General features: G+C 65.1%; 13 protein-coding genes. 5 read left to right on the top strand and 8 right to left on the bottom strand.

Annotation, left to right across the window (positions count from 1 at the left end; genetic code table 11):
• The first annotated feature begins 64 nt into the window (after nucleotides 1-64).
• Nucleotides 65-475: a DUF2267 domain-containing protein gene (locus EDE12_RS10380; protein ID WP_024880458.1), complete on the top strand. Its 411-nt coding sequence runs from the start codon at nucleotides 65-67 to the stop codon at nucleotides 473-475.
• Nucleotides 476-517: 42 nt separating this feature from the next.
• Here EDE12_RS10380 and murJ read toward each other — a convergent pair whose 3' ends face one another.
• Nucleotides 518-2,056 (bottom strand): murein biosynthesis integral membrane protein MurJ, encoded by a 1,539-nt coding sequence (gene murJ / locus EDE12_RS10375; RefSeq protein WP_026598962.1) that lies wholly within the window; start codon nucleotides 2,054-2,056, stop codon nucleotides 518-520.
• Nucleotides 2,057-2,372: 316 nt separating this feature from the next.
• Nucleotides 2,373-3,332, bottom strand: coding sequence for a glycosyltransferase family 2 protein (locus EDE12_RS10370; RefSeq protein ID WP_026598960.1), 960 nt, complete (start codon nucleotides 3,330-3,332; stop codon nucleotides 2,373-2,375).
• 90 nt (nucleotides 3,333-3,422) lie between these two features.
• On the opposite strand from EDE12_RS10370, the gene EDE12_RS10365 reads away from it, so the two are divergent.
• Complete coding sequence (locus tag EDE12_RS10365) at nucleotides 3,423-4,277, top strand: ChbG/HpnK family deacetylase (RefSeq protein WP_024880454.1); 855 nt, start codon at nucleotides 3,423-3,425, stop codon at nucleotides 4,275-4,277.
• A gap of 18 nt (nucleotides 4,278-4,295) precedes the next feature.
• On the opposite strand, the gene nadC is transcribed toward EDE12_RS10365, so the two are convergent.
• From nadC to EDE12_RS10340, 5 genes are all read right to left on the bottom strand, one after another.
• Entirely contained in the window at nucleotides 4,296-5,156 is an 861-nt protein-coding gene (nadC, locus tag EDE12_RS10360; RefSeq protein ID WP_026598959.1) for a carboxylating nicotinate-nucleotide diphosphorylase, read from the bottom strand.
• On the bottom strand, nucleotides 5,153-6,694 hold the full coding sequence (locus tag EDE12_RS10355) for an L-aspartate oxidase (protein ID WP_036291005.1): 1,542 nt from the start codon (nucleotides 6,692-6,694) through the stop codon (nucleotides 5,153-5,155). Before EDE12_RS10355 ends, nadC begins: the two co-directional genes overlap by 4 nt.
• A gap of 94 nt (nucleotides 6,695-6,788) precedes the next feature.
• Nucleotides 6,789-7,424, bottom strand: coding sequence for a DUF4202 domain-containing protein (locus tag EDE12_RS10350; protein WP_026598957.1), 636 nt, complete (start codon nucleotides 7,422-7,424; stop codon nucleotides 6,789-6,791).
• A 51-nt stretch (nucleotides 7,425-7,475) separates the two neighbouring features.
• Nucleotides 7,476-8,561: a quinolinate synthase NadA gene (gene nadA, locus EDE12_RS10345; RefSeq protein WP_024880450.1), complete on the bottom strand. Its 1,086-nt coding sequence runs from the start codon at nucleotides 8,559-8,561 to the stop codon at nucleotides 7,476-7,478.
• Between the two features lie 284 nt (nucleotides 8,562-8,845).
• Nucleotides 8,846-9,337 (bottom strand): SH3 domain-containing protein, encoded by a 492-nt coding sequence (locus EDE12_RS10340; protein WP_024880449.1) that lies wholly within the window; start codon nucleotides 9,335-9,337, stop codon nucleotides 8,846-8,848.
• 184 nt (nucleotides 9,338-9,521) lie between these two features.
• Between EDE12_RS10340 and EDE12_RS10335 the strand changes: the two genes are divergently transcribed.
• From EDE12_RS10335 to EDE12_RS10325, 3 genes are all read left to right on the top strand, one after another.
• Nucleotides 9,522-10,469, top strand: coding sequence for an aspartate carbamoyltransferase catalytic subunit (locus EDE12_RS10335; protein ID WP_026598956.1), 948 nt, complete (start codon nucleotides 9,522-9,524; stop codon nucleotides 10,467-10,469).
• Nucleotides 10,470-10,505: 36 nt separating this feature from the next.
• The gene (locus EDE12_RS10330) at nucleotides 10,506-10,850 is read left to right on the top strand and encodes a hypothetical protein (protein ID WP_024880447.1); all 345 of its coding nucleotides are present in this window, start codon (nucleotides 10,506-10,508) and stop codon (nucleotides 10,848-10,850) included.
• 61 nt (nucleotides 10,851-10,911) lie between these two features.
• The gene (locus EDE12_RS10325) at nucleotides 10,912-11,286 is read left to right on the top strand and encodes a hypothetical protein (protein ID WP_134188075.1); all 375 of its coding nucleotides are present in this window, start codon (nucleotides 10,912-10,914) and stop codon (nucleotides 11,284-11,286) included.
• 110 nt (nucleotides 11,287-11,396) lie between these two features.
• On the opposite strand, the gene cysK is transcribed toward EDE12_RS10325, so the two are convergent.
• Nucleotides 11,397-12,386, bottom strand: a complete 990-nt coding sequence (gene cysK / locus EDE12_RS10320) for a cysteine synthase A (RefSeq protein ID WP_024880445.1) — start codon at nucleotides 12,384-12,386, stop codon at nucleotides 11,397-11,399.
• Nucleotides 12,387-12,401: the final 15 nt, after the last annotated feature.

The raw sequence follows: 12,401 nt of genomic DNA, 5'->3' as shown, positions 1-12,401 counted from the left end.
TGCGAATTCGTCGCAATCGCCGCGTAATTGTCGAGACTGAGCTTTTTAAAAATAGGAGCCGAGCATGGAAGAATTGATCGCCCGCATTTCCACAGCGCTCGGCGTCGAGCCCGAGACGGCGCGCCTCGCCGCCGGCCATGTGCTCGGCTTCTTCCGCAAGGAATTCCCGGACGGTCCGGCCGCCGATCTCATCGCCAAGCTGCCCGGCGCCGAGGAGGCGATCGCCGCGGCCGAGGCGGCTCCGGCTGCGGATGGCGGGCTGCTCGGCGGCTTGCTGGGCGGGCTCGGCGGCCTCGTTGGCGGCTCCAAGGGCGATCTGATGGCGCTCGCCGGACGGCTCTCCAGCGTCGGCCTCTCCATGGATCAGAGCCAGGCGCTCGCCAAGGAGTTCTTCGCTCACGCCGAGGGGCTAGTCGGCAAGGAGAAGCTGAAGGAAATTACCGATTCGGTGCCGGGGCTGTCGCAGTTTTTGTGAGACGGCTCTCGTCCGAGCGTCCAGCCGGTGGACAGAAGCGAGTTAGCGTTGTCTGCGTCGCAGCTGCGACAGGCGCAGACCGAATGCGCGCAGGCAGACGGCGAGAACGCTCCCATAGACGAGCGCTCCCGCCGCGCCGAGCAGCAGCAGCGCGGCGATGTCGCGCAATGGCCCGAGGCGCCCGGCCAGCGCCATCGCCGGCCCATAGCCATAGAGCGCGGTCGCCAGCAGCGGTAAGCTGGCGCAAAGGCTCGCGATCGAAACACGCAAAAACGTCTCGTCGAAGCGCATCGCCCCGCGATGCAGCGCCAGGCCGATCAGCGCCGCGAGATTGATCCAGAGGCCGACGGAGGTCGCAGTGGCGAGGCCCGGCGCGCCCATGGGCTCATAGAGCGCGATCTTCAGCCCCACATTCACGACGACGGCGCCGAGCGCGATATACATGGGCGTCTTGGTGTCGCCATGCGCTTGAAAGCTCGCGCGCGCCGAGGCGATCAGCACCAGCGCCATCAGCCCGCCGCCATAGGCCGCGAGCACATCGGCGGCGGCCACGGCGTCGGTGTGGGTGAAGGCGCCGCGCAGGAAGACGCCGCTCATGATCAGCTCGGGGATTGTCACGAAGGCGATGAAGAAAGGCGCGGCCAGCGCGATGGTCAGCGCCATCACGCGATTTTGCGCCGCATGGGCGCCGTCCTCGTCGCCAGCGGCGATGCGGCGGCTCATCTCCGGCAGCAGCACAGTGCCGGCCGCGAGGCCGATGACGCCATTGGGCAGCTGATAGATGCGATCGGCGTAAGTGATCGAGGAGACGCCGCCATCGGGCAGCATAGAGGCGATGATCGTATCGGCGAAAATGGCGATCTGCCCACTCGCCGAGCCGATCACCGCCGGCCCCAGCATCAGGAAGAATTCGCGCACGCGCGTCCAATGCGGCCGCGCGAGGCCCTCCATCACGCCGATCATGCGCGCGTTGGCCATCAGCAGCGCGAGCTGCAAGACGCCCGAAATGGTCACGCCCCAGGCGGCGGCATAGGCCGCGCTCGGAAATAGAAAGGCGACCGCGAGCGCCGCCATCATGGAGAGATTGAGCAGATTGGGCGCGAAGGCGGGCGCGGCGAAGCGGCCATTGGCGTTGAGCGTGCCCTGATGCAGCGTCACCAGAGTCATGCACAGCAGATAGGGAAAGGTGATGCGCGTCAGCGAAACGGTGAGCTCGAATTTCTCCGGCCGATCGTCGAAGCCCGGCGCGAGCAGCGCCACAAATTGCGGCATGAATGCGTAGATCAGAACGAGCAGCACGATCTGCGAGGCGAGCAGAAGCGTGAACACCTCGCTCGAAAATTCTTTCGCCGAGTCTTTTCCCTGCTGCTCGAGCGCCTTGGAATAGCAGGGGACGTAAGCGGCGTTGAAGGCGCCTTCGCCGAAAATGGCGCGGAAATGATTGGGCAGCTTGAAGGCGACGAAGAAAGCATCCGCCGCGAGCCCGGCGCCGAGAATGCCGGACAGCATCACATCGCGCAGAAAGCCCGTGATGCGCGAGAGCAGCGTGAAGCCGCCGACGGAGAGGAGATTGCGAATCATCGGCGGCGGCGCCCGCGATACACACTCCCCTCGAGGGCTAACAGATTCACACATTGCGAGACGCTGTGGCCGTCATGGCCGGGCTTGTCCCGGCCATCCACGCCAAGCAGCTGAGAAACCGAAGGAAAGCGCCCGCTATCGACGGATTCATCCCACGGCGGGCGCCGCCGGAGCTTCGGCGTCAGGCCAAACTTCTTAAGCCGCCTCGGCGTCCTGGCGTGGATGGCCGGGACAAGCCCGGCCATGACGTCGCGGGGGCGAGGATGTGTGCTTTCAATGGCCCTCGAGAGGGAGGTGGCGCGCGCGTGCTGGATCGTCATTGTTCTTCCACCCCCACCCGCTCCGCGACGAGATAGAGCGGGCGTCCTTTCACCTCGCCGAAAATGAGGGCGATATACTCGCCGAGCACGCCGAGCGAGAACAGCTGCATTCCGCCGAGAAAGGCGATGGAGACGATCAGCGAGGCGTAGCCGGGGACATCCACGCCATAAAACACCGTGCGCCAGAAATAATAAGCGGCCATGGCGAGCGCGAAGGTGGAGACGATGATCCCCACCACCGCCCAGACCTTCAGCGGCACGGAGGAGAAGGACATGAGCCCGTCGAGCGCGAAGCGGATGAGCTTGGCGTAATTGAATTTGGAGCGGCCGGAGGCGCGTTCCTCGACCTCGAAGGGCACGCCGATCGATTTGAAGCCGATCCAGGCGAACAGCCCTTTGGAGAAGCGCGCCCGCTCGCGCATGCGCGAGAGCGCGTCGATCGCCTGACGATCGAGCAGGCGGAAATCGCCGGCGCCGCGCGGCAAAGGCGTCTCGCCGAAACGATCGAACAGGCCGTAGAACAGATTGGCGAAGAGCGTACGCAGCAGCGGCTCGCCGGCGCGGTCGCGGCGCACGCCATAGACGTTTTTATATCCCTCGCGCCATTTGGCGATGAATTGCGCGATCGTCTCCGGCGGATGCTGCAGATCGGCGTCCATTAGCACCACGGCCGCGCCACGGGAATGGTCCAGCGCGGCGGCTATGGCGATCTCCTTGCCGAAATTGCGGCTGAAGGACACCGCTTTGACGCGGGCGTCCTCTTTATGCAATTCGCGCAATCCCGCGAGCGTTTCGTCCGAGGAGCCGTCGTCGACGAAGACGATCTCGAAAGAGGCGGCGGAGCGCTCCAGCACGGGCTTCAGCCTGTCGATGAGCGGGCGAAGATTGGCCGCCTCATTGAAGACAGGGATGGCTACGGATATCTCCGGAGGCGGATTTTCGGCTTTATCGTCCATCGCTCGCCTTATAGGTTCGAACCGGGCAAGACCTAGGCGGGCGCGCGAAAATGCGCAAGCGCGTCAGAGGGGCGGGGAAGGGAACAACGAATGGCGGCGCAACGCTCGATCGCGCTCTGCGCGGACGATTATGGCCTCTCTATGGGCGTCAGCCTCGGCATTCTCGAGGCGCTGGACGCCGGCAGGCTGACGGCCGTCTCCGCGCTCACCAATGTCGATCGCTGGCCGGCCATGGGGCGGGAACTGGCGCGCCGCCGCCATGACGCCGACATTGGCGTGCATTTCAATCTGACGCTTGGGCGTCCGCTCACCAATATGCCGAAATTCGCGCCCGGAGGCGTGTTTCCGCCGCTGCGCGAGGTGATTCGCGCCGCCATGCGCGGAAAGCTGCCGATGGAGGAGATCAGCGCCGAGATCGACCGCCAGATCGACCGTTACTATGCGGTGATGGGCCGCGCGCCGGACCATCTCGACGGGCACCAGCATGTTCATGCGTTGCCCGGCGTGCGCACGGCGCTGTTCGACGCGCTGGAGAAGCGCGGCCTCATGGGCGAAAAGCTCTGGCTGCGCGACGCCGGCGATCGGATGCATCGCATCGTGATTCGCGGCTCCGACATGCGCAAGGCGCTGGTGGTGCGCGCCATCGGCCGTGGCTATCGGCGCGAGGCGGTGGCGCGCGGATTTCTGCTCAACGAAGGCTTCGCCGGTTTTTCCGATTTCGATCCGCAGAGCGATTACGCCGCGCAATTCGAAACCTATCTGCGCGCGCCGGGCGAGCGGCATCTCGTGATGTGCCATCCCGGCCGCGTCGACGAGGATTTGCGCGCGCAAGACCCGGTGACGGTGACGCGCGAGCAGGAGCTCGCCTTTCTGCTCTCATCGCGCTTCGAGGAGGTGATGATCAATCGCAGCGCCGCGCTTGCGCGCCTCAGACGCGAGGTGTGATCCCCTTCGTGTCGAAAATCAGCCGATCTCTATATCGAGGCCGAGATCCAGCGTTTTCGCGGAATGCGTGAGCGCGCCGACGGAGATGAGATCGACGCCCGTCTCCGCGACAGCGGCGATCGTCTCCAGCGTGACGCCGCCGGAAGCTTCGGCGAGCATGCGTCCGCCGATCAGCGCGACCGCGGCGCGCAGCAGCTCGGGCGCCATATTGTCGAGCAGCACGATATCCGCGCCTTCGGCGAGTACCTCCTCGAGCTGTTCCAGCGTATCGACCTCTATCTCGATCTTCGTCATATGGCTGGCGAAGGCTTTGGCGGCGCGCAGCGCCCGGCCCACGCCTCCGGCGACGGCGATGTGATTGTCTTTGATCAGCAGCGCATCATCGAGGCCGAAGCGGTGATTGGCGCCGCCGCCGCAGCGCACCGCATATTTCTCGAAAGCGCGCAGCAGCGGCGTCGTCTTGCGCGTGTCGCAGACCTTGGCTTTCGTATGCGCGATTTTTTCGGCGTAGCGCGCCGTGAGCGATGCGATGCCGCAGAGCCGGCCGAGAAAATTCAGAGCGACGCGCTCCGCCGAGAGAATGGCGCGGGCGGGGCCTTCGATACGGGCGAGCACATCGCCCTTGCCGATGCGCGCGCCATCCAGCATCGCAGGCCTGAAGGTGACGGCAGGATCGACGAGGCGAAAGGCGCAAGCCGCTACGCCGAGGCCCGCGACGATTCCATCCTCGCGCGCGGCGATGACGGCGCGGGCGCGGGCGGTCTCGGGGATCGTCGCCTGAGTGGTGATGTCGCCGGCGCGGCCGAAATCCTCGGCGAGAGCGGCGCGCACGACATCTTCGACGAGCGGAGCTGGGAGCGTCCAGGGGGCGGCCGTCATTTCAGCGCCTCCTCGGCTATGGCGCGCGCTTGCGCCATGGTCATATAGGAGCGATGCGCGAGAGCGTCCTCCGCCTGCGGAAAATCGGAGCGGAAATGCGCGCCGCGACTCTCGCGCCGCGCGAGCGCCGCGCTCGTCACCAATAGCGCGGTCAGCGCCATATTGCGCAATTGCGCATGGGGCGTTTCCGCCTCTATGCGCAGGATCGCCCGCGCCGCGCGCGTGAGCCCGATCGCATCACGGATGACGCCGACATCGCGCGCCATCACATCGCGCAGCTCGTCGACGAGGCTCTGCTCGGGCGCGTCTGCTGCGTCGGACGATGGGGCAGGGGCGGGCGTGGCCTCGACATTCTGCTCGCCTATGTCGTTCGCGATGCGCGCTGCGAACACCACCGCCTCGAGCAGGGAGTTGGAGGCGAGGCGATTGGCGCCATGCACGCCGGTGGAGGCGACTTCTCCGGCCGCCCAGAGTCCTGCGAGCGACGTTCGCCCGCGCGCGTCGGTGGCGACGCCGCCCATGTGATAATGCGCAGCGGGCGCGATCGGAATGGGCGCGGTCACGGGATCGACGCCGCCGGCCATGCAGCTCGCATAGACGGTCGGAAAACGCGTGGGAAACTCCGCGCCAACCGTGGCGCGCGCATCGAGAAAAGCGCCGCCTCCGGCCGCGATGGAAGCGAAGACGCCACGCGCGACGATATCGCGCGGCGCGAGCTCGGCGGCGGGGTCGATCTCGGCCATGAAGCGATGGCCGGAGCGATCGACGATGATCGCGCCTTCGCCGCGCAGCGATTCCGTCGCCAGAGGCGCCGGATCGACGCCTATGTCGATCGCGGTCGGATGGAATTGCACGAATTCCGCATCGGCGACGAGCGCTCCGGCGCGCGCCGCCATTGCGAGGCCGATTCCGCGCGCCTCATTCGGATTGGTGGTGACGCGATAGAGATGGCCGATTCCACCCGTCGCCAGCACTGTGGTGGGCGAGAAGAAATCGCGCAGCAGGCCGTCGCGGCCGCATGCGCGCAGGCCGATGACGCGGCCGTCATGGGTCAGCAATTCCTGCGCGGAAAAGCCTTCCAATAATTCGATCGAGGGCGTCGCGCGGACGGCGGCGACGAGCGTCTCCATTATCGCGCGGCCGGCCGTGTCGCCCTTCACGCGCACGATGCGCCGCTCCGAATGCGCAGCTTCGCGCGAGGGCGTAAATTTGCCGTCGGCGCGATCGAAGGGCACGCCATAGGAGAGAAGGTCTTCGATGCGCGCGCGCGCCTCTCGCGCCATGCCGAGCGCGACTTCTGTATCGACGATGCCGGCGCCTGCCTTCAGCGTGTCCTCGGCGTGGCGCTCTGGCGAATCCGTGTCGAGCACCGCCGCCGCGACGCCGCCCTGCGCCCAGAAGGAGGCCGCGCCTTCGTCGATGGAGCCCGGCGTCAGCACAGCGACGCGACGCGGCGCGAGCTTCAATGCGCAGAAGAGGCCGGCGAGGCCGCCGCCGACGATGAGGATGGGAGAAGACTGCGTCACTGCGAGCCCCATGCGCGCGGCGCGTTGCGCGAAAATTCGATGACACGCCGAATCTGCGCCCTCTCCCGCGAAGCGGGGGAGGAGTGGGGAGGGGGCGCGGCGGTCATTAGTCGATCGCTACGGTTGCGAGCTTGGCGAGCGCCTCGCTCTCCTTGGCGATTGCCGCCGCCACCAGCGTGCGCGTGCGCTCCGGCAAGGGCAGGGCGAGCGCCGCGCCATGGCCCTTGGGCGACATTTTGCACAGCGTCTTGCCGAGGATGTCGACGATCTTCTCATCGTCGTAATCTTTGTATTTCTCGTGGAAATCGTCGAAATAATGCTCGAGGAAGACGATTGCCGCGACATTCTCCAGCGCCTGGGAGTCGCGGTCCTTCTTCAGCTTTTCCTTGCGGATGATCGCGCCGACATGGGCGATCTCTTCTTCCTCATAGCCCTGCGCGCGCATGAGCTCGCCGACGCGGCGCGCGTGATGCACGCGGCACTCCTTGCGCCAATCATTATAGCCGTGGCGGCCGAGCGGGAAATTCTCGCGCGGAATGTCCCAGCGGCGCAAATGCTGCGCGCGCGTCGCGATTTGCAGCAGTTCCGAGGCCTCGGGATAGAGCGCGGAGAGGCGCGCCGTCATGCGCTCGGCATAGACGATCTCGAAAGCGCGCTCGGCGCCGTCGATCGTCACCTTGCGCGGATCGTCGGCGTTGGCGGCGTCGATCGCTGCGATCAAAGCCTCGTATCGAGCCGTCATGGCCGCGCTCCTTGAAGTATCCCTCTCCCGCAAGCGGGAGAAGGGCGTCCATCAACCCAGATCGATCATCCGCTGCACGGAGACGCGCGCGCGCGCGGCGATCAGCGGATCGACCGTCACCTCTTCGCGAATATGGACCAGCGCGTCGAGAATCTTCGGCAGTGTGATGCGCTTCATATGCGGGCAGAAATTGCAGGGGCGGATGAACTCGGTGCCCGTCGTCTCGGCGGCGACATTGTCGGCCATGGAGCATTCGGTCACGAGCAGCACGCGCGCCGGCTTTTTCGTGCGCACATAATCGATCATCGCCGCGGTCGAGCCGGCGAAATCGGAAATCTCCACCACCTCGCGCGGACATTCGGGATGGGCGATGATCTTCACGCCCGGATGATCGGCGCGATAGGTCTCGAGCTCTTCCGCGGTGAAGCGCTCATGCACTTCGCAGGCGCCGCGCCAAGCGATGATCTTCACCTTGGTCTGCGCGGCGACATTCTCCGCGAGATAGCGGTCCGGCAGCATGATGACGCGGTCGGAGCCGAGGCTCTCCACCACTTTCAGCGCATTGGAGGAGGTGCAGCAAATGTCGACCTCCGCCTTCACTTCGGCGGAAGTGTTGACATAGGCGACGATCGGCACGCCCGGATATTCGGCGCGCAGCGCGCGAACGTCGGCGGCGGTGATGGAGGCGGCGAGCGAGCAGCCGGCCTCGAGATCGGGCATCAGCACCACTTTCTCGGGGCTCAGAATCTTGGAGGTCTCGGCCATGAAATGCACGCCTCCCTGCACGATGATCTCGGCGTCCGAGGAGGCGGCGAGCTTGGCGAGCTGCAGGCTGTCGCCGACGAAATCGGCGACGCAGTGATAGATCTCCGGCGTCTGATAGTTGTGGGCGAGGATGACGGCGTTGCGTTCCCGCTTCAGCTCGTTGATCGCCTTCACATAAGGCGCATGGAACGCCCATTCGATCGCCGGCATGACCTTCGCCACCCGCTCATAGAGATGGGCGGTCGCGGTCTCGACCTCCTTGTTCCAGGCGAGATTGGGCATGGGCAGCACGGGAAAGCGCTGCTCCGCTCCGACGAGCGCGCCGATGGCGGGCGCATCGAGGCGCTTCTTCTCGGGGAAGGTGAGGGTCATGGACCTTGCTCCATCCTCACTTATGCTCAATTCGAGCATAAGTCGGTCGATCAAAAACTCCTTCGGGCGCCGCCCGACGGAGGCTTATTTTGTAGCTTAAGTGTCATGGCGGGATTGAGCAACCCTCGCCAACCACTCTTCGCGCTACAGATATGCTCTCACTGAGCATATGTCAATCGGCTCGAGGGCGCGTGAGCGGGCTTCGTCTAAGATAGTCTTTCGAGAGCATAAGCGCGAGAAAAAGCCCGCGGCCGCGGGCTGTCTCGTCGCGGGGGGAAATCTCTTTAGCGGGCGAAGACGGCGCCCTTCCGCTTCAGATAATTGCGGTCCACATAGCCGGACTTGCCCTCATAGGTGACTTTGCACCAGCTGGTCATCCAGCCCTTTTGGCAAGCGGACGCCGCAACCTTCTGGCCCGGCGGGATCTTGGCGACCACCTTCCAATTTCCGCCGGGGCCGGAGCGCACGGCCGTGGTGTCGCGGGTGACGAGCGGCGCGACGACGACATTCTTCATCGTCGGCTCGAGCGTGTTGGCGGCGACGAAGCCGCGCTTGCCCTTGTAGCGGATCTGGCACCAATCGTGTTTCCAGCCCGGCCCGCAATTGTCGAGCCGGATTTTGGCGCCGGCCGGGATTTGGGCGATGACCGGCCAGCGCGCTCCCGGGCCGGAGCGCATGTTGGAAAAGTCGGTGGCGACGGTGGTCGCCGCCATGGCCGTGGCGGCGCAGAGGGAGAGGGCCGCCGCGAGGAGCGGCGAGCCGAGCCGAATGTGCATGGCGATCTCCTGTTTCGCGAAGAATTCTGGGAAAGAGCGTCTCTATGACGGGCAAAGGCGAGAACTCTTTTTCATCCCCTTTGGTTCCGCCGTCGCTTTCGAGCGATCGGCTCGAGGATTTCTCAACCATGAGCGTCCGGCGGGAAGGCTGGCCAGCGCGTGGGAAACTGTTATAGACGGCGGCATGCCGCAAAAACCGCATCCCGCTTTTCCGCACCGCCATCTGCTCGGCATAGAGGGGCTGTCGCGCATCGACATTCTCACTCTGCTCGACATGGCCGAGGAGGCGATCGAGGTCTCCCGCCAGGTGGAGAAGAAGCGCGCCACTCTGCGCGGACGCACCCAGGTCAATCTTTTCTACGAATCTTCCACCCGCACGCAGGCTTCATTCGAGATCGCAGGCAAAAGGCTCGGCGCCGACGTCATGAACATGTCGGTCGCCAATTCCTCGGAGAAGAAGGGCGAGACGCTGCTCGACACGGCGATGACGCTCAACGCCATGCGGCCGGATATTCTGGTGGTGCGCCACGCCCGCGCCGGCGCCGTGCATCTGCTGGCGCGCAAGGTCGATTGCGCCGTGGTCAACGCCGGCGACGGCGCCCATGAGCATCCGACGCAGGCGCTGCTGGACGCGCTGACGATCCGCCGCCACAAGGGCCGCATCGAGGGGCTGACGGTGGCGATCTGCGGCGATGTGCTGCATTCGCGCGTCGCGCGTTCCAACATCATTCTGCTGAGCGCGCTGGGCGCGCGGCTGCGCGCGGTCGGCCCCTCCACTCTCGCGCCCGATTCGCTGTCGCGGCTCGGCGTCGAGGTTTTCCACGATATGCGCTCTGGGCTCGCTGGCGCGGACATAGTGATGATGCTGAGGCTGCAACGCGAGCGCATGAATGGCGCCTTCGTGCCGAGCAGCCGCGAATATTTCCATTTCTTCGGTCTCGACGAGGAGAAGCTCGCCTATGCCGCGCCCGATGCGCTGGTGATGCATCCAGGCCCGATGAATCGCGGCGTCGAGATCGACTCGAGCGTGGCCGATGGCCCCCGCTCGCTCATCAGAGATCAGGTAGAAATGGGCGTCGCCGTGCGCATGGCGGTGCTGGAGGCGCTCGCGCAGCATCTGCCGAATGTGTAGTATGCGCGTGTTTCGTCGATCGCAGAGGGGCGCCGCATGGTCTTGGTCGTTCGCCTGATCACATTGTTCTTCGAAGGCCTGTTGCAGCAGTTCATCAATGGCGTCGGCGTCGTCGCCCTGATGGTCGCGCTCACGATCGGCTTTTTTCGCCTGTCCTGGTGGAAGACCGTGCTGATCCTCACCTTCATCTTCGGCTTCGGCGTCGAATATCTCTTCGAAGGCTGGATCAAATTCTCCGACAAGGCGGAGAGCGCCAGCGAGCGCTGGCCCTGGATGCTGCTGATCTATTTCTTCATCGTCTTCGTCGCTTATTGGAGCGGCCGCTTCGGTCGTCGCCATTTGGAGCGACGCGGCAAGGCGGCGCCGCCGCATGTGACGTGAACGGCCGGGATTACGGCTTTCGAACCCGAATTCGCAGCTGCGCCTTTCCTTCGATCAGCCTTTGCTGGTCGAAGGAGCCTGTGGCGACGGCCAGATATGCGTGGCCCTGCTCGACGATTTCGCGCAATCCCGCGAACGGGCTGAACAGGTCGGAGGCGACGACGATATCGTCGATCGTAACATCCGTTCGGCGCAGCTTGTGATCGGTCGAAAATTTCTCGATCCGCGACAGCTCGTCGCGCGAAAAATAAAACTCGACCATCATCGACGACGCGTCGATCGTCGGAGGAAGTCCCGTCGTGTCGGGGTGCAACTGCTGGATATTCAAGAATTCGACTTTTTCGTAACGCAAGAGGAGCGTGTCTTCGGCCACGCCGGGCGCCGCGCCTTTCGGCTCGTCGAGCGCCGCGTGAAGAATGACCGGAATCGCGCATAAGGCGGCGAAAAACGCGATCGCGCGACTGCGAGCGGCGTTCGGCATGTTCGAAGCTCCTCGACCTCGAAGCGGCGCGACCCGAACCGATGTCCGGATCGCGCCCGCCGGGATCAGACGCCTTCGAACAGCGCGGTCGAGAGATAGCGCTCCGCGAAGTCGGGGATGATCAGCACGATATTCTTGCCCTCGGCCTCCGGACGCGCGGCGATTTCGAGCGCGGCCGCGACGGCGGCGCCGGACGAGATGCCGACCGGAATGCCTTCGAATTTGGCGAGCTGGCGCGCTGTGTCGAAGGCCGTCTGATTGCCGATGGTGATGATCTCGTCGATGACCGTGCGGTCGAGGATCGGCGGCACGAAGCCCGGGCCGATGCCCTGAATCTTATGCGGTCCCGGCGGACGGCCGGAGAGCACCGCCGAATCCTCGGGCTCCACGGCGACGACCTTGAGGCCGGGCCGGCGCGGCTTCAGCACCTGGCCGACGCCGGTGATCGTGCCGCCCGTGCCGACGCCGGAGACGAAGTAATCGACCTCTCCTTTGGTGTCGTTCCAGATTTCCTCGGCCGTCGTGATCCGGTGGATCTCGGGATTGGCCGGATTCTCGAATTGCTGCGGAATGACCGCGTCGGGATTTTCGGCGGCGAGCTCGGTGGCCTTGGCCACGGCGCCCTTCATGCCCTGCGCGGCGGGGGTCAGCACCAGCTCGGCGCCGAGCACGGCGAGAATGCGCCGACGCTCGATCGACATGGATTCCGGCATCACCAGAACGAGGCGGTAGCCGCGCGCGGCGGCGACGAAGGCGAGCGCTATGCCGGTGTTGCCGGAGGTCGGCTCGATGAGCAGATTGCGGCCCGGCGCGATGCGGCCGCTCTTCTCCAGCGAGTCGATGAGATTGACGCCGATGCGGTCTTTCACGCTGGCGAGCGGATTGAAGAATTCGAGCTTGCCGAGAAGATTGGCTTTGACGCCCTTCTCTTTGGCGAGACGGTCGAAACGCACCAGCGGAGTATCGCCGAGGGTCTGCGTGATCGAATCATAAATGCGGCCGCGCCCCGGTTTTTCCGAAGGGATGTAAATCGGCGCCGATACTGCCTCTGACATGAGTTGCTCCTCGAA

This window comes from Methylosinus sp. sav-2 (genome assembly GCF_004366495.1).
In the GTDB taxonomy this organism is placed as follows: Bacteria; Pseudomonadota; Alphaproteobacteria; order Rhizobiales; family Beijerinckiaceae; genus Methylosinus.
The sequence above is the reverse complement of the archived record's forward strand: the minus strand, read 5'-3'. Positions and strand labels throughout refer to the sequence as shown.